This window comes from Maribacter sp. IgM3_T14_3, assembly GCF_049603095.1.
In the GTDB taxonomy this organism is placed as follows: Bacteria; Bacteroidota; Bacteroidia; order Flavobacteriales; family Flavobacteriaceae; genus Maribacter.
This window is the reverse complement of record NZ_CP187138.1, coordinates 2480633-2504267: the sequence shown is the minus strand read 5'-3', so window position 1 is coordinate 2504267 and position 23635 is coordinate 2480633. Positions and strand designations below refer to the sequence as shown.

The window sequence follows — 23635 nt, the reverse complement described above, 5'->3', positions numbered from 1 at the left end:
ACACATCTTAGTTTACATCACTTTAGCTATTTCTGTTGGTTATATAGTTACTAAATTTTTTATCCCAAAATCTATTTGGTCCAGTAAAAAAGAAAGCTCAAAGGCTTGTGGCCAAGATGGTTGTGGCTGTCATTAGATTATAGATTTTTGTTAAAATTTATTTAAAACGTTCCTAACAGTTTCTAAAATTGTAACGTTACTTACATTGGTTCGTCTAGATTGCGTAAGAATAATCGAACCTATGAACAAAAAATTACCTCTTCTAGCTTTTTTCACCTTTCTAATTTTCAACCTATTTAATGCCAATGCACAAAGCTTAAGTGCAACTATTATTGATAGTGTTAGTCAACAACCCATACCATTCGCCACTATACAACTAAAAGATAAAGGCGTAATTACCAATGAGGAAGGTAAATTCAACTTCCTTTTAAACGAAACTATTACTGAGTCTGACTCCTTAACTATTTCATCTATTGGTTATGAAACACTTTCCAAACCAATTTCTGAATTTACTACTACAAAAATAGTACTAGCACCTAAATCGATTGAATTACGAGAGGTTATTGTATCCAACAAAAATTATACGGCCGATGAGATTATGGATTTCGTTGAAGATAATTTAGAAAAGAACTATACCAATAATCTCACTAAAAAAAGGTTATTTCATCGATCATCATATTTTGACCGTTGGACAAAGAGTGATTTTACGGTAAAAAAATCTTCTATAGATGTATTAAACCAACAGTTTATTGATAGCATCATTTCGACTGTACCTAAAAATGATGCTTATTATCAAGAATTAGTGGGTGATTTATATGGTAATTATGATGAAGAATCACAAAAATTAGATTTGTTAAAAGCGTCTAAATTGTACGATAAAAACACCACTCTTAATCAAGAAAAGATGGAAGAAAAATTTAACTCCATACTAAAGGAAAATGTAAAGCCTGGATCTTATTTCAAAATTAAATCCGGATTATTATCCTTTAAAATAGATGCTGATGAAGTCAATGAGCTTTTTAAAGAAGACGTAGACTCAACAGATGTAGCTGCATTAAATGCAGAACTCGAGAAAAAGAAAAAAGATAAAGAAGAGCGGCAAAAAAACTTTGCATCTTGGAAAAGGAACAATTTAGGTTCCATATTAAATGGATTACCTACTCAAGATGGTAGCGATCTTAATTTTATACTCAAATCTAGAAAATACAATTATACTCTTAATGAATTCACCTATATAGGCGATGACGCTGTATATGTAATATCTTTTAAACCAGATGGATCAGCAGATTTTGAAGGTACACTATATATCAATGCAGACGATTTCGCTGTAATACAAATAGATTACAGAAATGTAAAACCCGTTAGTAAGCTTAGTTTATTAGGAATCTCGACCAATAAATACTTATCTAAAGGAAAAATAATATATAATAAAAGTGCCAATGGCCATTACAGTTTACACTATTATGAATCTGAGATAGGCGAACGTTTTGGTATAAAAAGACCTTTAAAGATTTTTGAAAAAAATAGAATTGTAAAAGGTAGAAATAAGCAGAACGAATTATCCGGAGATATGGATTTCGTATTTATAAATGTTGTAAAAAATGAAATAATCGTTTTTGAATCAGAAAATATTAGTCAGGCTACTTTTGATGGATTTACAGAAAATAATACCATACTACCCATCTACATGCCTAAGTATGACCCAACTTTCTGGGAAGGTTATGCTATTATGGAACCAAACACAGCAATTAAAGAATTTACAGCTACTTCTTCCGAATAAATTAAATCAAGTTCTTAACAAAACTATAGAATAATAACCCCCAGCCTACTACTAAAAAGAGTCCGCCGAGAGGGGTTATAGGACCTAATATTTTTATTTTTTTTCCTTTGGATGCAGAAATGCATAAACCGTAGATACTGAAAGAAAATAGGATGGTTCCGATAATTAAACAATAGATAATAGCTTTCTCTAGACCCGTTTCTAGATTAAGATTAAAGCTGAGCATTAATATTAACAGTGCGTGGTACATTTGATATTTTACTCCCGTTTCAAAACTATTCAATTGTTCTGAAGTAAAAGTTTTCTTTAATAAATGTGCACCAAAAGCACCAAAGACAACCGCCAATAAACCCAACAAAGCTCCTATCAATTGCGCTACTAATACCATAACTTTTTATTTCAAAGATACTGTCATCTCCTTTTAATTCATAAATTACAGAAACCATTATCAAAGAAAAATGAAAAGTTACTTATCTTTTTGCTTAACAGCGGCAATACTATTGTGTAGTTGCGGACCTTCAAAAAATACAACCAAAGAGAAATCATCTTTAGATACTGAATTAAGAGAAAAGAATAGAGCTAATGTTTCGTTATTACAACGTATAAGACAAAAACCAGGAGTGGTGCTACAAAACAATGTCCCCATTTTAAACAAAACCACAAATTCGTTCGATTCTGGCGGAAATCAAGAACCCTTGTATGTTTTAAATAATCAAGTAATCGGAAATTCGTTTCATTCTGTAAACGAACTAATAGATAGTTATAATGTAAAGAAAATAGTTATTCTATCTGGGGCAGATGCTGCGGGTTACGGAACCCAGGGTTCTAATGGGGTAATTAAAATTACTACTTATTAAATTATAATATTCTCCAATTAAAAATGAAAACACGTTTTAAAATATTAGTTATTGTTTTATTTCTGTTTATGTACAGCTGTACTTTTAAAGACGAGAAGGAAGAATATGCCAATATATTAATTCAAAAGGTCAAAAGATTTAAAAAGGAAAATGGAAGATTACCAAAAAACATATCAGAAATTGGTCTGAAAGAAGCTATGGAAGGTCCTGCTTTTTATCAGATGGAAAATGACTCAACTTATATTGTTTGGTATGGATTAGGTCTTGGGGAATCCAATACTTACAGCTCATCAACAAATAGTTGGACTATTGGAGGATAAATATAAATTCTAGTTAAAATTTCCTGATTTCTTTCGACTCAAATCAATAAAAAATTAAGCAACCTAATCGGAAGGAAATATTTGATAAGATTTGAGAGCTCTACTGCAAACTAATATTCATCTCCATATTAGAATTTACGGTAAATACACATTCCTTATATTTTGGTGGACCGAACATTTTCATTTTGCCCTTAGAAAAAGCAATTTGCTCTTTTGGAATGCCAAGCATATTAGTATCTAAGTTATCATTACCATTCGCATCATGAAAAATGGCAATTGCGTAATCACCATCAGGTAAATCTGAGATATTAAAAGCTGTTTTTCCCTTAACCGCTTTCTCTGAACCAGATTTGTAAACTTTATCGAATTTCAAAAAAGAATCCTCATTATTATAAACAGCAAAACAGATATTCCCTTTTTCAGAGGTAACTCCATCAATACTTACGCTAACATTATGCTGTGCAAAAATTCCTGTGGCTATGAAGCTTAAAAAAAATAGCAATAATAAATTTTTTCTCATCATTATAAATAGTTCTAAAATCTACAATTGTTTCAATAGTTATGCCAAATGATTACTTCACTTCTAAACTTTATTCTAATAACCCTTCACCAATTCTAATTAGGCTCACTTAAAACACTCAATTTAGCATTAAGCTGCTGAAATAACTGAACAGTTTCAACGGAGTCTTTCAGGTTAAAATATACATAAGTTGAATCTTTATAAACCAATTTTACTTTATTCTGATTGATGTTATCTACAAAAACGCGCACCTTTTTATCTGTCAACGAATCTTTAAACTCCCTAAATACACCCTTCTCTTTTTCTAAGGCCGAGAAGCCATGCAAACGCTCCATTGGCGGAATTCTTTCTACAAAAACAACACTATCAAGTTCGTTTAAAGGAATTTCGACATTATAAAAACCTGATCGTAGGCTAAGGTTATTACCATCATTACCTACCCAATTTCTAGTATGTAGAATCAAAACAAATGTACAGCATATAACAGTGATTACCAACATAACTGTCCAGACCCAACCTTTCTTAGAAGAATGCATAAAATTTTAAAGTATGAAGTTAACTATACTAATCCCTTTAACGTTAAAATCGATATTAAATTACCGGTTCATTAAAAATATTGAACCATAAATTATTAGCGCTAGAATAAACAATAGGCTTACCCTAAACCAACATCTAAAGTCATCATAATAATGAAGCCCCCGATGAAGCCCATGGTGGCAATATCGGTGTATTTATCTTGCTGTGTTTCTGGTATAACTTCCTCTACGACAACAAATATCATAGCACCAGCAGCAAAAGAAAGAGCATAAGGTAAAATAGGCTGAAAGGTCATTACTGCCCAAGCACCTAATACCGCAGCGATAGGCTCAACAAGTGCAGATGCCTGACCGAACATAAAACTTTTTGTTCTACTTAACCCATGTCTACGTAATGGCATAGCTACCGCAAAGCCTTCGGGAAAATTCTGAAGACCAATACCAAGTGCCAAAGCAACGGCACCACCAATTGATGCACCTTCAAAACCAGCAGCTACACCACCAAAAAGAACACCTACTGCTAAACCTTCGGGTATGTTATGTAATGTAATTGCCAAAGTCAATAACGTAGTTCTATGCCAAGGGGTCTTTACGCCTTCCACTTCACTTTCCTTAAAATTAATGTGTAAATGCGGTAACACTTTATCCAATCCAAAAATGAACATTGCACCTAAGAAAAACCCAATAGCTGCGGGTATAACCTTTACGAATCCTTCCCCGGGGCTCATTTCTATACCAGGCGCCAATAGGCTCCAAAAACTTGCAGCAACCATTACCCCGCCAGTAAAACCTAACATGCCATCTAATACAGCACGGTTCAATGTTTTAAATAGAAAAACCAAAGAAGCACCTGCAGCTGTTAGTCCCCAAGTGAATAAAGTCGCATAAAACGCAGCCAACACTGGGTCTATCGATTCAAAATAAGCTATAATTTGTTCCATAATTTCATAAATTCATCAGTTAAAAACTATTCTTCATCTACTATATCTAAAAATAAATTTGTTGCAATTTGCTTTGATATTCTGATGGATCCCGACCGAGTAGAAATGGTAACGGAACCATCGAACTCCTCAATTTCCAATATTTTAAACGTATCGCCCAAGGCAATTTTATTCTTATCTAAAAACTTTAAAAAAGCTGCAGATGAGTCATTTACCCCAACACAAACACCTTGACTGCCTACAGGTAATTCGCTAATCAATTTTTTAATTGATTTAGTAAAGACTCCGTCTTTGTTCGGGATCGGATCACCGTGGGGATCTACTTTTGGGTATCCTAAATGGGCATCTAATTTATCTATTAAAGTATCACTCTTTATATGTTCTAATTGTTCGGCAACCACGTGTACTTCATCCCAAGAAAAATTTAATTTTTCAACCAAAAAAACCTCCCATAAACGATGTTTTCTGATGATGGATAATGCTACCAGCCGTCCTTTTTCAGAAAGTAACACACCTTGGTACTTTTTATAATTTACCAAAGACTTCTCAGATAGCTTTTTAACCATATCGGTAACTGATGATGGCTTCGTTTTCATTTGCTCGGCTATTGCATTGGTGGCAACAGAGGTACTATTGAACTCGCTTAAATGATAAATAGCTTTTATGTAATCTTCTTCAGATAAAGTCATGTTAAAACAATATAAACACAAAAATACATTTTTATACGTAAAAACAATTTTTTAGCTTTGTCTAAAATTAATTTTAGATGATTAAAATAATATTTTTTGTTTGCTCTATTTTATCTTTCGGTATCATAAGTGCACAAAATTCTACGATATCTGGCTCTGTTTCATCAAATGATGGTTCAGCGGCCTATGTAAATATTTATTTAAAGGGAACCGAAATTGGTACTGCTTCTGATGAAAATGGACAATACATCTTAAAAAATATTCCCCCGGGAAAATACACTCTTATAGCTTCTACCATCGGTTTTGAGAAACATTACAAAACAATTACAATTGCCGAAGGCGAAGATCAAATCGTTAGTATCAACTTATCGCCTTCTACCGAATTTTTAGATGAAATGGTCGTTACCGGAACCTTAAAGCCTGTAAGTAGATTAGAGAGTCCGGTGCCTGTAGAAGTCTATAAACCGACTTTCTTCAAGAAAAATCCGACGGCAAGTATTTTTGAAGCTTTGCAGAATGTAAACGGTGTTAGACCACAAATAAACTGTAACGTTTGTAATACGGGTGATATTCATATTAATGGATTAGAAGGGCCGTATACTTTAGTACTCATTGACGGTATGCCGATAGTTAGTGGTCTAGGTACCGTTTATGGATTATCTGGCATACCCAACTCGCTTATTGAACAAATTGAAGTAGTTAAAGGTCCTGCTTCTACCCTTTACGGAAGTGAAGCCGTTGGCGGACTCATAAACATCATCACGAAAAATAACTTGTCTGCACCAGATTTTTTCGCTGACAGTTTTGTTACCTCATGGGGGGAACTTAACCTTGATGTAGGCACGAAATTTAATATTGGCAAAAAGACTAATGTGCTCTTAGGAGCCAACTATTTTAAGTATGATAACCCCATAGATAATAACGGAGATAATTTTACAGACCTAACATTACAAGACCGTATTTCGGTTTTTCAAAAATGGAATTTTACTAGAAATAACTCACGAATTCTTACGCTAGCCGGACGCTTTTTTTACGAAGATAGATGGGGTGGCGAAATGCAGTGGACACCTGAGTTTAGAGGAGGAGATGAAGTTTACGGAGAAAGTATTTATACCCGCAGATGGGAAGTTCTGGGTAAATATCAATTACCGGTAGAAGAGCAACTCATGCTTTCTTTTTCATATAACGACCACAAACAAAATTCTGTTTATGGTGTTGTACCATACCTAGCCGATCAACGAATAGGTTTTACACAACTGACTTGGGATAAAACCATAGGTAAACATAGCCTTTTAGCAGGTACAGCATTACGTTACAATTACTACGATGACAACACCCCTGCGACCTTAAATACCGATGGCAATGGTAACCAACCAGACGAAGTTGTAATACCAAGTTTATTTATACAAGATGAAATAGCATTTAATAAAAAGCATTCTTTATTATTAGGTGGTCGTTTCGATTATGATGACCGCCACGGTAACATTTTTACTCCCCGAGGGGCATATCGTTTTAAATTTACTGATAATGACATTATTCGTCTAAACGCCGGTACAGGTTTTAGAGTAGTAAATCTGTTTACCGAGGATCATGCTGCATTAACAGGCTCGCGAGATGTGATCATTGCCGAAGAATTAAAGCCAGAGCGTTCGTTTAATGTCAACCTAAATTACTTGAAGAAATTCTATGGTGACAATGGCACTTTTGTAAGCTTAGATGCCTCTGTATTTTATACCAATTTTCAGAATGTGATCATCCCTGATTACGATACAAACCCTAATCAAATTATATATGATAATTTAAACGGCACCTCTATTTCAAAAGGAGTTAGTGCCAATGTAGATGTTTCTTTATTCAACGGTATAAAGTTTATGTTAGGCGGTACATTACAAAACGTTAGTAATACGGAAGACGGCATAAAAGAAAGACAAATACTAACTGAAAGTTATTCAGCAAACTGGAGTATTAGCTATGATATTCGTACCTGGGATGTTAGCATTGATTACACAGGTAATCTATATGGACCTATGCGTTTACCTACTTTAGGCGAAAGCGATCCCAGACGAGATTTTTCACCTGCATGGAGTATTCAGAACATACAATTTACGTATGATGGACTGAAAAATTTCGAGTTCTACGGAGGAGTAAAAAACTTATTAAACTGGACACCAAATAGAGGAAATCCATTTATCATAGCACGTGCAAACGACCCATTTGATAAAGAAGTAACTTTTGATACCAATGGTAATGCAGTTGCGACACCAAACAACCCAAATGCATTGACTTTTGATCCGTCGTACGTATATGGTCCTAACCAAGGCATACGTTCATTTCTAGGATTACGTTACACATTAAATTAAGAACAAAAAACAACTACTATTTCGTATTTTTGATATTCTCGGTATGTAAAACCCTGGGTAAACAACCTCGGGCCAAGCCCACGAGGCATTTGTAAGTCAACAACAATAATATTTCGAGGCAAGCCTCGGAGCATTTAAATCTCGATTATCGAGCAATGTTTTAAAAATTCATGAACGAATACGATTACATTATTATTGGAGCAGGCGCATCTGGTTTATTACTGGCTGATGCTATGCTCAATGATTCGTTTTTTGATCATAAAAAGATATTACTTCTCGACAAAGACGCTAAAAACAGCAATGATAGAACATGGTGTTTTTGGGAAGAAGGTAAAGGTCCATTCCATAAGATTGTCCATAAAAAATGGGATACGATTCATTTTCAAGGAGACGATGTTTTTAAAAGAACAAATATTGCCCCGTATTCTTATAAAATGATACGCAGCATTGATTTTTACAATCACTATTTAGGTCGAATCAAACAATCAGCCAATATCACTTTCGTCCAAGAAGCATTGGTCGACCTAAAGGAGTCTGCCACCGAGGTTATTATAAACACAACCAATAGTACCTATACTGGCAAATACCTATTCAATAGTCTTTTTGATTATAAAATGGCAACTGGGCAAAAAAAATATCCGGTGCTTCAGCAACATTTTGTGGGCTGGGTAATTAAAACTGAAAAGCCAATTTTCAATGCCAATGAAGTTACTTATATGGATTTTTCCATCCCTCAAAAAGGAAATACCCGATTTATGTATGTACTTCCCTATTCAAATGACACTGCGTTGATTGAATACACATTATTTTCAGAACAATTACTGCCAAAAGGCGAATATGAAGCAGCGATTAAAGAATATATAGTAGACCGTTTTCAATGCGATACTTATGAAATTATCGAAAAGGAAGCTGGTAGTATACCCATGACCGCATATGACTTTAGAGAACATCACACCAAAAGAATACGATATATAGGTACCGCAGGCGGATGGGCAAAACCCAGTACAGGCTACACCTTAATGAGTACCGCAAATAAGATTCCGAAATTAATTAAACACATAAAGCAAGGCGAGCCACTTCAAAAAATGAAATTAAAAAATAAATTTTGGTTTTATGATATGCTCTTTTTAGATGTCTTGCATTATAATAATGGTAACGGTCATGCAATTTTCGAATCTATTTTTAAAGCTATAAAACCACAGATGGTATTTAAATTTCTAGATGAAAGAACTAGCTTAAAAGAAGATTTTATATACATAAATTCTTGTCCGAAAACCCCATTCATAAAAGCTTTGATTAGAAGGCTATTTTAAACCGTTCTATTCATTAAATTTTCACCAAATTGCTTTAACAAATCTTTGTTTTCAGGCTCTATTTCCATTTCTTCAAGAACATCGAATGCCCTTGCCGTATAATCACCTATTGCTATCTTAGTTGCCTTATCAGCTTCTGTCTTTTCAAATATAGAACGCACTGCGTTTATTTTAGCTTCTGATTCTTTTGGCTGAATAGAATATAGATGTTCAAGCTCTTTCGTCATCATTTCAGAGCCAGAATTCAATGCTTTTAAATATAAGTAGGTTTTCTTATTCTCAATGATATCGCCACCCACTTGCTTACCGAACGTTTCTGGATCCCCAAATACATCTAAATAATCATCTTGCAATTGAAAGGCAATACCAAGATTTAATCCAAAATTATACATTTTCTCTTGTGCAGAATCTGAAGCACCGGCAACAATAGCGCCCATCTTTAGTGCAGCTGCAACGAGTACAGCAGTTTTATACTCGATCATTTTTAAATATTCAGGTAACATAACATCGTCTCTTGTTTCAAAATCAACATCGTACTGTTGACCCTCACAAACTTCTAATGCGGTTTTACTGAATAACTTGGCTAAATCTCTAAATACATTGGGCTCATAATTTTCAAAAAGCTGATATGCCATAATTAGCATCGCATCACCAGATAGAATACCAGTGTTTATATCCCATTTTTCATGAACGGTAGTTTCCCCCCTACGAACAGGGGCATCATCCATAATATCATCATGTACCAAAGAAAAATTGTGAAATACTTCAATTGCAAGGGCGGCATCTAAAGCTTTTTTAAAATCGCCCTTAAAAATTTCAGCGGTCATTAACACTAAAACCGGTCTTAGGCGCTTTCCACCTAAACTAAGAATATAGGTAATAGGCTCATAAAGGTTTCTAGGTTCCTTAGTAATTTTTTTTGAGTCCAAATACGCAATAAACTCTTCTCGATATTCATTAATAGTGTGCATTGTTCGCAATTTTATTCAAAAATAGAACAAATAAGATTGATTCTCCTCTTTTATACGTTGAAGAACCACATCTAAGGCTAACGATTTAAAATAAAATTACAGGGAAGAAAATAGAATAATAATCGATGGTGGAATGATTTATAAAGAAGATCGTTTTATTAATCTAGAAGGCATAATTACCTGAGTTATACTATCGTTTTTTAAGTGTTTCGCTGCCATTTTCGCCATTTCATTAAAATCTGTAGAAATGGTAGTTATTCCGCCAAATACTATTTCTTTCGATACATTATCATTTTGAGACAAAATACCAATATCCTCTCCAATTTTCAGCTTTTTTCGCACAGAATCGCGTAATATATGCCATAAAATAGTATCTCCTAGTGCGAAATATAGATTGCCTTTAGTAGCAGAACCAATTGAATAATGATTCTTGACCACCCCATTTATCGAATAATCTTTTAAAAATTTTTCAAATGCCTTTTTAATGGAGATAGGAGAATAATCACTTTCTTCATTAAAATATAATATGATTCTATTGTACTTCTTTATTTGAGGAAGCAATTGCACCAAAGAAGTATAAATTACATTTTCAAACTCTTGAGAAATATAAGAAATGGACTTTCCTAAATCTAAATATCTATCAACCAGCAGTAGTTTTTTAGGCTCAATCTGTTCTAATAAAGGAATAACTTTTTGATCCTGTATAGAAGCAATTACGTACATGCCATATTTACCGTTAATATTGGTAAGAATTGTTTCGAAAACAGTAAGATTATTATGGTGAAAGAATACGTCGATTTGAAACCGCCTACCCATCTCTTTACGAAATGTTTTATAGAATTCTTCTTGATAACTTTGAAAGGCGAATAAGATTAAGGCCATTCTTTTTGTAATATTCGTAGCCTGACTAATTACAAAATAACCCTTTAATTGTCTCGACTCAATTAAACCTCTATTCTTAAGTTCTTCGTACGCTTTAAAAATAGTTTTACGGGCATAACCAATTTCTTCAACCATAGTGTTTATGGAAGGTAACTGATCACCTACACATAATTTACCATCTTCAATAGATTCAATTACACCCTGAACTAATTGTTCGTGTTTTGTAAGGTTATTATTGTGGGTTAGGCTTAAAATATTTCTAATAACCGCCATAAATTATAAATCTAATTTGAATGCGACAATATACAATTTAATAAAATATATCAAAGTTTCTTCATTTTACTAGCGTTGATAATTGGTATCTTCTTAGACCAATGAGAAGTCAAGTATTTTTCATAATCCTATCAAAAATGGACTAAAAAATAAAATCGCCTAGATTTTTCAAAAAAAAAAATTGAAATCTTAAAATTCGAACCCAAATTCGGCAAAATCCCTGTAAATACTGAATCTTAATATAAAGTTAACGCTGATGAATCCTCAATATTTCATAAATCAAATGTCATATTCAAAAAATATGTAAGTATAATTTATTAAATTAACATTTTATTATATATTTGTTTGCAGTAGCATAGTGTATCATAGTCTTTTCATCTCAAAATGCTTCCAAGAGATTATGATTCGAATATCAACAACAATAACTAACAACTGTAAGAACTAACTCTATGAATTATCAAACAAACTTTACTAAGTTTCACATGATTCGAAATCATGTAAACTTAACGATGATTTTATTTTTTAGTGGATTTCTCTTCACTAGTCTTCACGCACAATCAACTGTATCAGGTACTGTAACTTCAGCATCAGATAACATGCCGTTACCAGGTGTATCGGTTATTGATGCTAACAATCCAACAACGGGAGTACAAGCAGATTTTGATGGTAATTTTACCATTACTATCGAAGACGGCAATTCTAGTCTACGATTTAGCTACATCGGTTTTAAAACGGTAGTAGTACCCGTAAACAATAAAAGTACCGTTAACGTTTCTCTAGAAGAAGACGTTGCCAACCTAGACGAAGTAGTTGTCGTTGGTTATGGTACACAGAAAAAAGCAACCGTAACCGGTGCTGTTACCGCAGTACAAGGTCCTGTATTAGAAAGTTCACCAGCTATTAGTGTATCTAACTCACTAGCAGGTAGACTACCTGGGGTAGTAATCGTACAAACTAGTGGTGAGCCTGGTAATGACGAATCTACTATTAGTATTCGTGGTACCAACACTTTAGGTAATAACCAACCATTAATAGTAATTGATGGTATACCAGATAGAGATGGTGGTATAGGTCGTATCAATGCAGATGATATTGCAAATATTTCTGTACTTAAAGATGCCTCTGCAGCTATTTATGGAGCTAGGGCTGCAAACGGTGCAATTATAGTAACCACTAAATCTGGTAAGTCTGGCAAAATGCAAATCAATTATAAGGCTGACTTTGGTCTTACTAGACCAACTAGAACTCCTGAAATGGCTAGTGCAGTAGAGTACCAAACCATAATGAACGAACTGGCAATTTACAATAGTAATATTCCAGCATCACAATGGGGTACTGCAAGTACTGCATTTCAAACTTCTGGCAACTATACCATTCCTGGCAGCAGTCCGGCAGAAACTGTAAATGCAGCTTTTAGCCCAGAAACTATCAACAATCATAGAACAAGTGCTGATGCATGGTTATACCCAGACACTGATTGGTTCGGTGCAACATTTAAAGATTGGGCAGAACAACAAAGACACAATCTATCTATAAGTGGTGGTAATGAAGATTTGAAATATTATGCTTCTTTAGGATATTCTGATCAAGGAGCTATCTACAAGAACTCAGCGAACAGGTATCAGCAATATAATTTTAGATTGAATACCGAAGCTAAAATCAACGACTATATTTCAACGAAGTTGAGTATGGCCTATAGAAAGGAAGATAGAACTTTCCCTACTGAAGGTGCAGGTGCTATTTTTAGAATGTTAATGAGAGGTAGACCAAACGAACCTGCAATCTGGCCAAACGGATTACCAGGACCAGATATTGAAAATGGTCAACAACCAGTTGTAGTAACAACCAATGCTACTGGGTATGATAAACAACCTACAGATTACCTACAATTTACTGGTTCGGTTGATATTACGAACCCATGGGTTGAAGGTCTTAAATTAAATTTAACCGCAGGTGTAGATCAAAGCCAGTTACGTAGAAAATTATGGCAAACACCATGGACACTTTATTCATTAGATCGTGCGAATTATATCGCTACAGGTGTTCCTGAACTAAGTGGGTCTATTCGTTCAAATTTTACCGATGCGAGATTATTACAATCATCTAACAATGTACTAAACACAAACCTTACTGGTATATTAACTTATGACAAAACCCTTGGTGAAGATCATAATATCGGTCTTTTAGCAGGTATCACCCGTGAAAATTTTCAAGGAGAATTTTTCTCAGCATTTAGAAGAAACTATCTTTCTACAGCTGTGGATCAACTTGGGGTTGGTGGTGAAATTGCACAAGAAACTGACGGTTTTGCATATAATAGAACACGTTTAGGTTACTACGGTCGTGCTCAGTATAACTATAAAGAAAAATACCTAGCTGAATTTATTTGGAGAGTCGATGGTTCTTACATCTTCCCAGGTGATGATCGTTTCGGATTCTTCCCAGGTTTATTACTTGGTTGGAACATTAATAATGAAGATTGGTTTAATGTGGATTCCATCAGTTACTTAAAACTTAGAGCTTCTTACGGAGAAATGGGTAACGATCAAGTTTCTTTTGACTCTAATGGTGATGGAGAAATTACTGACGATGAATTACAGGAATATGCATATCAATCAATTTATGAATTCGGTCAGTATCCTGTAAATGGTCAAGTACAAACAACATTGTTCGAAAACCTTTTGGCTAACCCTAGCTTTACTTGGGAGCGTGCTAAGAACTATAATATTGGTTTAGATGGTATAGTGCTTGATGGTAAATTAAGCTTCACATTAGAATACTTTTTAAACAAGCGTGATCAAATTCTTATTCAAAAGACTGGTTCTACACCGGGTTCTTCTGGTATCTCTGCTTTATTACCTCCTGTAAATGCAGGTAAAGTTAATAATGAGGGATTTGAATTTGCTTTAAATTATTTCGGTGGCAATGTTGATGGTTTTAAATGGGATGTTGGTGTTAACGGTGGTTACGCTCAAAACAGTGTTGAGTTTTTAGATGAAATACCTGGAGCTCCAGACTATCAATTACAAGAAGGGAAGCCTATTGGATCATACCTAGTGTATGAATCAGATGGTGTATTCATTGACGAAGCAGCAGTTAGTGCAAATACTTTAGACTATAGCGCTGTTAAGCCACAATTAGAGCCAGGTGACATGAAGTTTAAAGATATTAATGGTGATGGTGCTATTAATGATTTAGATCAAGTAAGAATCAAAAATAGTATCAATCCTAATTTCAACTTTGGTGTTACGTTCAATGCTTCTTACAAGAACTTTGACCTTTCAGTTTTATTACAAGGTGCAACAGGTGCTAAATTATTTATTCAAACAGAATCTGGAGATATTGGTAACTTCTTAAAGTACAGTTATGATAACAGATGGAGCCCAGATAACCCAAGTAGCGTTCACCCAAGACTAGCGAGTCGTGGAGATACGTATTATACAGGTGGTGATTATGGTAATAATACCTACAACCTTTTCAGTAAAGATTATTTAAGACTTAAGAACGTTCAACTAGCATATAATTTCCCGTCAGAAATGATCAGTCAGTTTGGACTTTCTAAATTTAAGGTATACATGAGCGGCCTTAACTTGGCAACATGGGCAGCTCAAGATATCTACGATCCTGAATCGACTAGTAATAGTGGTCAGTTCTACCCACAACAGTCAATTATTAACACAGGTTTTAGTTTAACATTTTAAAAAAAAATCATGAAAAAAAGAAAATTAGTACTCTTAGGCTTACTAACGCTTGCGTTAGTACCTATTTCGTGTAATGAAGATTTTTTAGAAACTTCACCATTAGATTCAATTTCCGCAGATGCCACTTGGGCAGATGGTGCTTTAGCACAAGCTTTTGTATTTAATGTGTACTCATCTCTAGGCTATGGAGGATTTGAGGAAGAGGGTTTATCTTCTTTAACAGACGAAGCAATGTTTACGCACTCTGGTAGAGGTGTAAATGTAATTACAGAAGGTTCACTTTCTCCGTCAGGTACGGGAAATGTAAATATCATTCCACAATGGAATGAGTTGTATTTGGCTATTCGAAAAGCGAATATCGCCATACAAGAATTACCAAATGCCGCATTTGATGACCAAGCTTTAAAAGATAGATTACTAGGTGAATCTCATTTTTTAAGAGCTTACTATTATCATCAGTTAATGCGTTATTATGGTGGCGCACCATTAATAGACACTCCTTATGGTCTAGATGACGACTATACTATAGCGAGAGGTACTTACGCTGACAACGTAACTTTCGTAAATGATGATTTAGACAAAGCAATTTCATTGTTAGACGGTAAAGATGTAACTCCTGGTAGAGCTTCAATGTTAAGTGCAATGGGTTTAAAATCTAGAGTGCTTACATATGCAGCAAGCGATTTACGCGATGGTCCTACAGCTAGCGCAAAATCATCTGTTATAGGTGGCTACTCAAATCTAGAACTAGTTGCGTATACTTCTGGGGACAGAGATGCTAGATGGACGTTAGCTAAAACTGCAGCCAAGGCAGTATTAGATGCAACAACTGGTTACAAATTAGACTTAACGGCACCAGCAAGTGCTGAAGACGCTAAAGAAACTTACATCTCCATTGCTATGGGAGGTGGTAGTGCTGTTGGCGATGCTGCTGCAAGATCTGAACTTTTATTCGAAAGAACACATTCACCATTATTTACAGCTGAAAGTAATTGGCCGTTGGGTGGTATTCACCAAGGAATCAATAATGGTCCAAATGGTTACCACAACTGGGCAGGTAATACGCCAATTCAACAGTTGGTAGATGATTATCAAATGATGGATGGTACCGATTTCGATTGGAGCAATCCTGAGCACGCTGCTGCTCCGTATGAAAATAGAGATCCAAGATTGGCCGCAACCGTTCTTTACGATGGTGCACCATGGAAACCAAGACCAGATGATGTGGCTGCAATTGATCCTTATGATGAAATTCAAACAGGTACTTATGCAGATGGTAGTGGCGGAATTATTGCTGGTGTTGATATGCGTGATTCACCTATCGAAAACTGGAATGGAAGTAGAACAGGATATTATGTTCGTAAATTTATCGATTCAGATCCATCATTAGTAGACAATCAATCAAGTGCGCAGGTTGTGCCATGGCCATTTATTCGTTATACTGAAGTAATATTGAACTACGTTGAAGCTTCTATTGCACTAGGCGATGAAGGTGAAGCTAGAAACTGGTTGAACAAGATTCGTTTTAGAGCAGGTATGCCTGCAATTACGGCATCTGGTTCTGATCTTTTAGAAGCCTATATCAATGAACGAAGAGTTGAATTAGCCTATGAAGAGCACAGATTCCACGATGCTAGAAGATGGATGATCGCAGATCAAACATTGGGTAGAGGTATTAAAGTAATGAAAGTTACTGCAACCCTTAAAGCAGGTGCTACACCAAGAGCCCCTTATCAATATGATACAACAGTATATGATTACACCTATACCGTTGTTGATAATAATGATAATGAAACCAGAACTTGGGATGACAAAATGTATTTCATGCCTATTAGTAGAGATGAAATCAACAGAAATAACCTTTTGATTCAGAATCCAGGTTATTAGTTTAGTTTAAATTGAGTTAATTTAAAGATCTATCCCTTTTTGGGATAGATCTTTTACTTTTAAGCAAATGATAAAAAATCTAACTCTCTATCTATTTATCGTATGTACACTTCTTCAAAGCTGCAAAGAGAAGGCTAATAATGACGAAGTATCATTTACCATTGATCCCGTTGATAAACCAACTTTATTTTCACTTTTATCTGAAAGTGAAACAAATGTTACGTTCCAAAACACATTAAAAGAAGGTCTTAATGCCAATGTATTGGTATATGAGTATTTATATAATGGTGGCGGAGTAGCAACAGGAGACTTCAATAATGACGGATTACAAGATTTATATTTCACCTCTAACATGGGTGAAAACAAATTCTACATAAATGAAAATAATTTTTCTTTTAAAGATGTTACCTCAATCTCTAAAGTTGAAGGCAGACCCGGGCCATGGAAAACCGGTATTACTTCTGCAGATGTTAACGGTGACGGAAAATTAGACCTATACCTATGTTATTCAGGTGCATTACCAGATGCTAAGCGTAAAAATCAACTTTTTATCAATCAAGGTAACGACGCTAATAACATTCCTATTTTCAAAGAGCTAGCTGAAGAATATGGATTGGCAAGTGCCGCATTCAGCAATCAAGGTTATTTTTTTGATTATGATAAAGATGGCGATTTAGATATGCTTTTACTAAATCATAATCCGAAATCACTTCCGGTATTAAATGAAGTCAGCACCAAAGAATTTTTAAAAAAAGACGACCCTTTTCAAGGTACACGTCTATTTGAACAAAGAGATAATAAATTTTACGACATCACCGAAAAAGCAGGTATAAGTGGTTCTGCCCTAACCTACGGATTAGGTATTGCCATAAGTGACATCAATAACGACGGATGGCAAGATTTCTACATTTCTAATGATTATACAGTACCAGATTACCTGTACATTAATAATCAAAACGGAACATTTACAGACGAATTAGGAAGCCAAATGGGACATACAAGTCACTTCTCTATGGGAAATAATGTGGCAGATATTAATAATGACGGTCTACAAGATATTTTCACTTTAGATATGTTGCCAAAAGATAACAAACGTCAAAAGTTACTGCTATCTCCAGATAATTACGAAAAATTCGATTTAAATATCAGAAACGGATTTCACCATCAATACATGCGAAACATGCTACAATTGAACAATGGTAATGATACCTTTAGCGAGATTGGGCAGTTATCAGGAATCTCGAATACAGATTGGAGCTGGGCTCCCCTATTAGCAGATTTTGATAATGACGGATTTAAAGATCTTTTTATCTCTAACGGATACTTCAGAGACTACACCAATTTAGATTTTATAAACTACATGGATAGTTACGTTCAATCTAAAGGCAGATTGCAAAGACAAGATGTTCTTGAACTGATAAAGGAAATGCCAGCATCTAACCTAACAAATTTCTTTTACAGCAATAAAGACGGCGTAAATTTTACTGACGACACTCAAAATGCAGGCATAGATCAACCTGCAAATAGTAACGGAGCCATATATACCGATTTAGATAATGACGGTGATTTAGATCTAGTAGTAAATAACATTAACAAACCGGCTTTTATTTACAGAAACGATTCGCCAAATAAAACCAACAATTATTTGAGTGTAGAACTTAAAGGCAGCGATAAAAATACAAATGGTATTGGTTCTAAAGTAAGCATTTTCAGTAATGGAGAAACTCAAGTAATTGAACAGATGCCTACCCAAGGTTATCTATCAACTGTTTCGCCTATTTTACATTTTGGATTGGGTGATAACACTACAATAGACTCTCTAGTAATTAGCTGGAATTCTGGTAAAACAGAAACTCTAACACAAGTTTCTACAAATCAATTATTAGTACTTGAAGAAAGTAATGCGAAAAAATCAGATTTAGTAAGAGGCAAATCAGAAGTCTTATTTTCAAAAGTTTCGAGTACTATTAATTATCAGCACCAATCATCATCAATAAATGACTTTAAAAGGCAGTCGCTTTTATTGAAACAATTGTCGCATGATGGGCCGCCAATGGCTAAGGGTGATATTAATAATGACGGTTTAGAAGATATTGTAATTGGTGGTGGCATTGGGCAAGCAACATCCATATTTATACAGAACAACAATAAGAAATTTACTCAAAAGATAAATGGTAGTTTCGATGTAGATAAAGACCGTTTCGATTCAGATATAGCTCTTTTTGATGTAAATAATGATGGTAATTTAGATATGTACGTTGCTAGTGGTGGCTACCATAACTTTGCCCAAAATGACTCTTTATTACAAGACCGATTATATTTAGGTGACGGAAAAGGAAATTTTGCAAAGTCAATAAATACACTACCAAGCATGCAGACTAATACGGGTTCAGTTGCTTTCTCAGATGTGAACAACGATACATTTTTAGATATTTTCGTTGGTGGATCCGTTACACCCGGACGTTTTCCTGAATCATCCAGAGGCTATATTTTAATAAATGATGGTAAAGGAAATTTCACGGATAAAACCGATGATATTCAGCCTTCACTAAAAACCTTAGGTATAACCACAGATGTTGTTTGGGCAGACATGGACGGTGACCAAATAGAAGACTTAATAGTTGTTGGTGAATGGATGCCTATTTCTATTTACCTCAATAAAAATGGCAAATTAATTAATAAATCTGACCAGTTTTTTGAGAAACCATTATCTGGATTATGGACAAGCCTACATTTAACTTATCTTAATAAAGATGGTAAACCAGATATAATCGCAGGTAACATTGGAACTAACACTCAATTTAAACTAGGTACAGATACTCCCGCTGAATTGTATTATTCAGATTTTGACAACAACGGTTCTGTAGACCCTATTTTGAATTTTTATATGGATGGTACTAGCTACCCCTATATAACAAGAGATGAGTTGCTAGGTCAACTATCAGGCAAACGACAACAGTTCAATAGTTATGAAAAATACGCCAATGCAACTTTAAAAGACATTTTCAATGAAACCGAATTGCAGAAGGCTAGTAAACTTGTAATTACTCATCAAGAAACCACTGTTTTAATAAGTACTGCAAATGGCAAATACCAAAACATACCATTACCAATTCAAGCGCAATACGCCCCCGTATCAGAAATTATAACATCAGATTTCAACAATGATGGTGTTTTAGATTTGCTACTTTTAGGCAACAATGATTATTATAAACTAAGAATAGGAAAATTTGATGCCAACTACGGCACGGCATTTTTAGGTGTCGGGGATGGTACTTTTAAATATGTATCGCAACCAAAATCTGGATTATCAGTAAAAGGAAGCAATACCCATGCAGTATTGATAAATGATGAACTTATATTAACCAGCTACGGCGCACCAACTGAAACCTATAAACTTTTAAAATAGCTCTTAATTTAACGATGACAAGTACCATAAACAAAACACTTATAAAAATTTCTACCATACTGTCGCTCTTGCTTATAATGGCATGTTCAAAAACCGAGCAGCCAAAAATGAGTGATAAAGAAGTTGCCTTAGAATGGGCGAATATGACCTTGTTTATTACTAGGTATACTCCATCAAATTCTCCCACATTTGCATCTAGGGCATTTGGGTATACTGGTCTCACCATGTATGAGGCTATAGTACCAGGTTTTTCTAATTATAATTCAATGAATGGGCAATTAAAGGGTTTAAATAAGCTACCTATGGCAGATGATTCAAAAGAATATAATTGGGTACTAGCATTAAATGCGGGGCAATCTGAAATTCTAAAGAATATCTATGTTCAAACATCCGAAGAAAATATTCTAAAAATTGATTCTCTTGAACAAGTGATATTTACTCAATTTCAAGATGGTTTAGATGAGGAAACCGTTTCGCGTTCTGTGGACTTTGGTAAATCTGTCGCACAAACTATTTTCGAATGGTCTAAAACAGATGGCGGACATAGAGGGTATTTGAACAATTTTGATAAAACCATGATACACCCAGAACGACCAGGTTCTTGGAAACCTCCATTGTTCGCTCAATCGTTCAGCCATCATCCTTTACACCCACATTGGGGAGAAAATAGAACTTTTGCATCCAGTAATAAGGAACTCGAAGACCCAAAGATGATTCCGTATGACACAACTATTGGTTCTCCTTATTACAAACAGTTTGAAAATGTATATCTGAAAGATTTAGAACTGACACAGCTAGAAAAAGAAGCTGCTATTTGGTGGGGCGATGATCCAGACGTGAGTTTTACTCCGCCAGGGCATTCTTATTATTTTGCCACATTAGCAATAGAAGGCCATAATATATCACTTATTGAAAGTGCAAAAATATATGCTCAAGTAGGCATGGCAGTATCAGATGCTTTCGTGAATTGTTGGAAATGGAAATATCAGTTTTTTACAGAACGACCAAATACCTTTATACCAAAATATATTGATGAAGAATGGGAGTCTTTCTGGCCCGACCCTCCATTTCCATCTTTCCCATCAGGTCATGCAATACAAGCAGCCGCAGCGGCAACAGTATTAGAACATAACTTCGGAAAAGAATTCACATTTACAGATAAAGCTCATGAAGGCAGAGAACGCGATGAACTCAAAGAAACTGATTTTGTAATACGGTCATTCGACACCTTTTGGGATGCCGCGTTAGAAACAGCAGATTCTAGATTTTATGGAGGCATTCACACGAAATTAGACAATGAAGTAGGTTTAGAAAAAGGAGTGGAAATTGCAAAAAATATTTACGCCCTAGAATGGAAGAACAACGATGAAAAATAATTCAGCACCCATTAAAATAAGCAGTAGTATATTCTTTCTAATATTCGGATTGATAAGCTATTCGCAACAAACTTTTACGGATGTCTCAGAAGATGCAGGCATTGCCCACCAATACGAAGTTTATGAAGGGACATTTGGCGGTGGTGTCACGGTATTTGATGTCAATAACGACGGTTACGAAGATTTATATATAACGAGTGGTATAAAATCAGATCGGCTCTACCTCAACAATGGTGACGGTACTTTCAAAGATATTTTTGATAGTTCTGGTTTACAAATTACCAATGACTATGTTACCCAAGGTGTCGTAAGTGCAGATATTAATAAAGATGGATATAGAGATTTGTTCATTACCACCATTACTACAACCGATGGTAAAAGCGTTATACCAAGGGCAAAAAATTTACTCTTCTTAAATAATGGAGATGCTACCTTTAAAGATGTTACGAATGAATATGGCTTGGAAGACTTAAACTCCTTTAGTACAGGACCAAGTTTTGGTGATTTTAATGCAGACGGATATCCTGATTTATTCGTGGGTAATTATTTTCAAGAATTTACGGGCAAACTGGGTATTATAAAAGATGCTACCATAGTTAGCGCGAACCAAACAGCCAGAAGTTATTTACTTGAAAACAAAAGAGGTAAAAGCTTCGAAAACGTGTATGATGAATATGGTTTAGGGCATAAAGGTTTTGGATTTGGTGGCGTTTTCACCGATTATGATAATGACCAAGATCAAGACTTATTGGTGAATCAAGATTTTGGCTATAAAGCCGTTCCTAATTTTCTATACCGAAATGAGTATCCTAATCACCATTTTGATGACGCCAGTAAAGAAACCGAAATGGACTTAAAAATAAACGCCATGGGCGCAGCTGTTGGCGATTATAACGGTGATGGGTGGATGGATTATTACATTACCAACATCAAGTTCAATATGCTAATGGAAAATCAAGGTATTGGCAAACCATTTGTTGACAAGGCAAAAGAATTAGGCACTTACAATTTAGCGATTAGTTGGGGCGCAAATTTTGCGGATTTTGACCATGATGAAGATTTAGACTTATTTGTTGCTAACGGAGATTTGAATCCGAATTGCACACCAATGGGCAACTTCTATTTTGAAAATAACGACAATACCTTTACTGAAAAAGGAAGGGAATTAGCCATAAACGATTACGGTATCGGCAGAGGATCGGTAATTTTTGACATGGATAATGATGGTGATATGGATTTACTAGTCGTAAATCAACAACCTATTTTAAATTACCCAATAGCATCTACCACTCGCCTTTTTAGAAATGATTTGGTAAAGGGAAATTGGCTAAAAGTTGCTCTTAAAGGTTTGGATTCTGAAGCAAATGGCATAGGCTCTCGCGTAACTGTAGTTGTGAATGGAAAAAGAATTATCAGAGAAATTGATGGTGGTGGATCTAGCCATTTATCCCAAAATTCGGTAATAGCACACTTCGGATTGGGAGCTAATACTGTTGTTGATTCCGTAATTGTAAACTGGACAGGCGGTAAGACTCAAATACTTACCAATATTAAGGCGAATCAACAATTAGAAATTGTCGAAAACAATCAACCGAAAAAAGAAACTTCTAATATATGGTACCTAATTGGCGCTTTATTATCACTTGTTGTTCTCTATTTTGTAGCTAAAAGGAAAAGGCAATAAGCTTACTTTGCCAAAGGTCATAACATTTGATTTTTTTTAAAATACCTATTTCAAATTAACATCAGCATTCAATACTTCAACTTTTCAAATACGAACAATTTGAAACGCTTTTACACGCTATCTATTCAAAATATCG

Annotated in this window: 17 protein-coding genes; 10 read left to right on the top strand and 7 right to left on the bottom strand. The window is 34.9% G+C overall.

Annotation, left to right across the window (positions count from 1 at the left end; translation table 11 throughout):
- Positions 1-241: 241 nt before the first annotated feature.
- Positions 242-1780 carry a carboxypeptidase-like regulatory domain-containing protein gene (locus ACPF9A_RS11190; protein WP_423996905.1) on the top strand — a complete coding sequence of 513 codons (1539 nt, stop codon included), beginning with the start codon at positions 242-244 and terminating at the stop codon, positions 1778-1780.
- A gap of 1 nt (position 1781) precedes the next feature.
- On the opposite strand, the gene ACPF9A_RS11185 is transcribed toward ACPF9A_RS11190, so the two are convergent.
- The gene (locus ACPF9A_RS11185) at positions 1782-2168 is read right to left on the bottom strand and encodes a DUF423 domain-containing protein (RefSeq protein ID WP_423996903.1); all 387 of its coding nucleotides are present in this window, start codon (positions 2166-2168) and stop codon (positions 1782-1784) included.
- 70 nt (positions 2169-2238) lie between these two features.
- Here ACPF9A_RS11185 and ACPF9A_RS11180 point away from each other — a divergent pair, with 70 nt between their 5' ends.
- Positions 2239-2637 carry a TonB-dependent receptor gene (locus ACPF9A_RS11180; RefSeq protein ID WP_423996901.1) on the top strand — a complete coding sequence of 133 codons (399 nt, stop codon included), beginning with the start codon at positions 2239-2241 and terminating at the stop codon, positions 2635-2637.
- Between the two features lie 23 nt (positions 2638-2660).
- Entirely contained in the window at positions 2661-2957 is a 297-nt protein-coding gene (locus ACPF9A_RS11175) for a hypothetical protein (RefSeq protein ID WP_423996899.1), read from the top strand.
- 100 nt (positions 2958-3057) lie between these two features.
- Here ACPF9A_RS11175 and ACPF9A_RS11170 read toward each other — a convergent pair whose 3' ends face one another.
- From ACPF9A_RS11170 to ACPF9A_RS11155, 4 genes are all read right to left on the bottom strand, one after another.
- Positions 3058-3480, bottom strand: a complete 423-nt coding sequence (locus tag ACPF9A_RS11170; protein ID WP_423996897.1) for a DUF2141 domain-containing protein — start codon at positions 3478-3480, stop codon at positions 3058-3060.
- Positions 3481-3572: 92 nt separating this feature from the next.
- Complete coding sequence (locus tag ACPF9A_RS11165) at positions 3573-4013, bottom strand: hypothetical protein (RefSeq protein WP_423996896.1); 441 nt, start codon at positions 4011-4013, stop codon at positions 3573-3575.
- A gap of 119 nt (positions 4014-4132) precedes the next feature.
- Positions 4133-4954, bottom strand: a complete 822-nt coding sequence (locus ACPF9A_RS11160) for a ZIP family metal transporter (RefSeq protein WP_423996894.1) — start codon at positions 4952-4954, stop codon at positions 4133-4135.
- Between the two features lie 26 nt (positions 4955-4980).
- Positions 4981-5643: a metal-dependent transcriptional regulator gene (locus ACPF9A_RS11155; protein ID WP_423996892.1), complete on the bottom strand. Its 663-nt coding sequence runs from the start codon at positions 5641-5643 to the stop codon at positions 4981-4983.
- Positions 5644-5720: 77 nt separating this feature from the next.
- On the opposite strand from ACPF9A_RS11155, the gene ACPF9A_RS11150 reads away from it, so the two are divergent.
- The gene (locus ACPF9A_RS11150) at positions 5721-8003 is read left to right on the top strand and encodes a TonB-dependent receptor (protein WP_423996890.1); all 2283 of its coding nucleotides are present in this window, start codon (positions 5721-5723) and stop codon (positions 8001-8003) included.
- Between the two features lie 170 nt (positions 8004-8173).
- A complete protein-coding gene (locus ACPF9A_RS11145) occupies positions 8174-9316 on the top strand; it encodes a lycopene cyclase family protein (RefSeq protein WP_423996888.1) in 1143 nt (380 codons plus the stop codon).
- On the opposite strand, the gene ACPF9A_RS11140 is transcribed toward ACPF9A_RS11145, so the two are convergent.
- Together ACPF9A_RS11140 and ACPF9A_RS11135 are read right to left on the bottom strand one after the other, a co-directional pair.
- Positions 9313-10287 (bottom strand): polyprenyl synthetase family protein, encoded by a 975-nt coding sequence (locus tag ACPF9A_RS11140; protein ID WP_423996886.1) that lies wholly within the window; start codon positions 10285-10287, stop codon positions 9313-9315. The two genes, ACPF9A_RS11145 and ACPF9A_RS11140, sit on opposite strands and share 4 nt — an antisense overlap.
- Before the next feature lie 138 nt (positions 10288-10425).
- Positions 10426-11442: a GntR family transcriptional regulator gene (locus tag ACPF9A_RS11135; protein ID WP_423996884.1), complete on the bottom strand. Its 1017-nt coding sequence runs from the start codon at positions 11440-11442 to the stop codon at positions 10426-10428.
- A 449-nt stretch (positions 11443-11891) separates the two neighbouring features.
- Here ACPF9A_RS11135 and ACPF9A_RS11130 point away from each other — a divergent pair, with 449 nt between their 5' ends.
- The 5 genes from ACPF9A_RS11130 (at position 11892) to ACPF9A_RS11110 (ending at position 23499) form a co-directional block, all read left to right on the top strand.
- Entirely contained in the window at positions 11892-15143 is a 3252-nt protein-coding gene (locus tag ACPF9A_RS11130) for a SusC/RagA family TonB-linked outer membrane protein (RefSeq protein ID WP_423996882.1), read from the top strand.
- Between the two features lie 9 nt (positions 15144-15152).
- A complete protein-coding gene (locus ACPF9A_RS11125) occupies positions 15153-17030 on the top strand; it encodes a RagB/SusD family nutrient uptake outer membrane protein (RefSeq protein WP_423996879.1) in 1878 nt (625 codons plus the stop codon).
- Between the two features lie 67 nt (positions 17031-17097).
- Positions 17098-20439 (top strand): VCBS repeat-containing protein, encoded by a 3342-nt coding sequence (locus tag ACPF9A_RS11120; RefSeq protein ID WP_423996877.1) that lies wholly within the window; start codon positions 17098-17100, stop codon positions 20437-20439.
- 107 nt (positions 20440-20546) lie between these two features.
- Positions 20547-21815, top strand: coding sequence for a phosphatase PAP2 family protein (locus tag ACPF9A_RS11115; RefSeq protein WP_423996875.1), 1269 nt, complete (start codon positions 20547-20549; stop codon positions 21813-21815).
- Positions 21805-23499, top strand: a complete 1695-nt coding sequence (locus tag ACPF9A_RS11110; RefSeq protein WP_423996873.1) for a CRTAC1 family protein — start codon at positions 21805-21807, stop codon at positions 23497-23499. The genes ACPF9A_RS11115 and ACPF9A_RS11110 overlap by 11 nt, the downstream gene beginning before the upstream one ends.
- The last annotated feature ends 136 nt before the right edge of the window (positions 23500-23635 follow it).

What these genes read in the sequence shown, in the direction of transcription:
- ACPF9A_RS11190 (WP_423996905.1), top strand. Translation starts at nt 242, where the DNA reads ATGAACAAAAAATTACCTCTTCTAGCTTTTTTCACCTTTCTAATTTTC.
- ACPF9A_RS11185 (WP_423996903.1), bottom strand. Translation starts at nt 2,168, where the DNA reads ATGGTATTAGTAGCGCAATTGATAGGAGCTTTGTTGGGTTTATTGGCG.
- ACPF9A_RS11180 (WP_423996901.1), top strand. Translation starts at nt 2,239, where the DNA reads ATGAAAAGTTACTTATCTTTTTGCTTAACAGCGGCAATACTATTGTGT.
- ACPF9A_RS11175 (WP_423996899.1), top strand. Translation starts at nt 2,661, where the DNA reads ATGAAAACACGTTTTAAAATATTAGTTATTGTTTTATTTCTGTTTATG.
- ACPF9A_RS11170 (WP_423996897.1), bottom strand. Translation starts at nt 3,480, where the DNA reads ATGATGAGAAAAAATTTATTATTGCTATTTTTTTTAAGCTTCATAGCC.
- ACPF9A_RS11165 (WP_423996896.1), bottom strand. Translation starts at nt 4,013, where the DNA reads ATGCATTCTTCTAAGAAAGGTTGGGTCTGGACAGTTATGTTGGTAATC.
- ACPF9A_RS11160 (WP_423996894.1), bottom strand. Translation starts at nt 4,954, where the DNA reads ATGGAACAAATTATAGCTTATTTTGAATCGATAGACCCAGTGTTGGCT.
- ACPF9A_RS11155 (WP_423996892.1), bottom strand. Translation starts at nt 5,643, where the DNA reads ATGACTTTATCTGAAGAAGATTACATAAAAGCTATTTATCATTTAAGC.
- ACPF9A_RS11150 (WP_423996890.1), top strand. Translation starts at nt 5,721, where the DNA reads ATGATTAAAATAATATTTTTTGTTTGCTCTATTTTATCTTTCGGTATC.
- ACPF9A_RS11145 (WP_423996888.1), top strand. Translation starts at nt 8,174, where the DNA reads ATGAACGAATACGATTACATTATTATTGGAGCAGGCGCATCTGGTTTA.
- ACPF9A_RS11140 (WP_423996886.1), bottom strand. Translation starts at nt 10,287, where the DNA reads ATGCACACTATTAATGAATATCGAGAAGAGTTTATTGCGTATTTGGAC.
- ACPF9A_RS11135 (WP_423996884.1), bottom strand. Translation starts at nt 11,442, where the DNA reads ATGGCGGTTATTAGAAATATTTTAAGCCTAACCCACAATAATAACCTT.
- ACPF9A_RS11130 (WP_423996882.1), top strand. Translation starts at nt 11,892, where the DNA reads ATGAATTATCAAACAAACTTTACTAAGTTTCACATGATTCGAAATCAT.
- ACPF9A_RS11125 (WP_423996879.1), top strand. Translation starts at nt 15,153, where the DNA reads ATGAAAAAAAGAAAATTAGTACTCTTAGGCTTACTAACGCTTGCGTTA.
- ACPF9A_RS11120 (WP_423996877.1), top strand. Translation starts at nt 17,098, where the DNA reads ATGATAAAAAATCTAACTCTCTATCTATTTATCGTATGTACACTTCTT.
- ACPF9A_RS11115 (WP_423996875.1), top strand. Translation starts at nt 20,547, where the DNA reads ATGAGTGATAAAGAAGTTGCCTTAGAATGGGCGAATATGACCTTGTTT.
- ACPF9A_RS11110 (WP_423996873.1), top strand. Translation starts at nt 21,805, where the DNA reads ATGAAAAATAATTCAGCACCCATTAAAATAAGCAGTAGTATATTCTTT.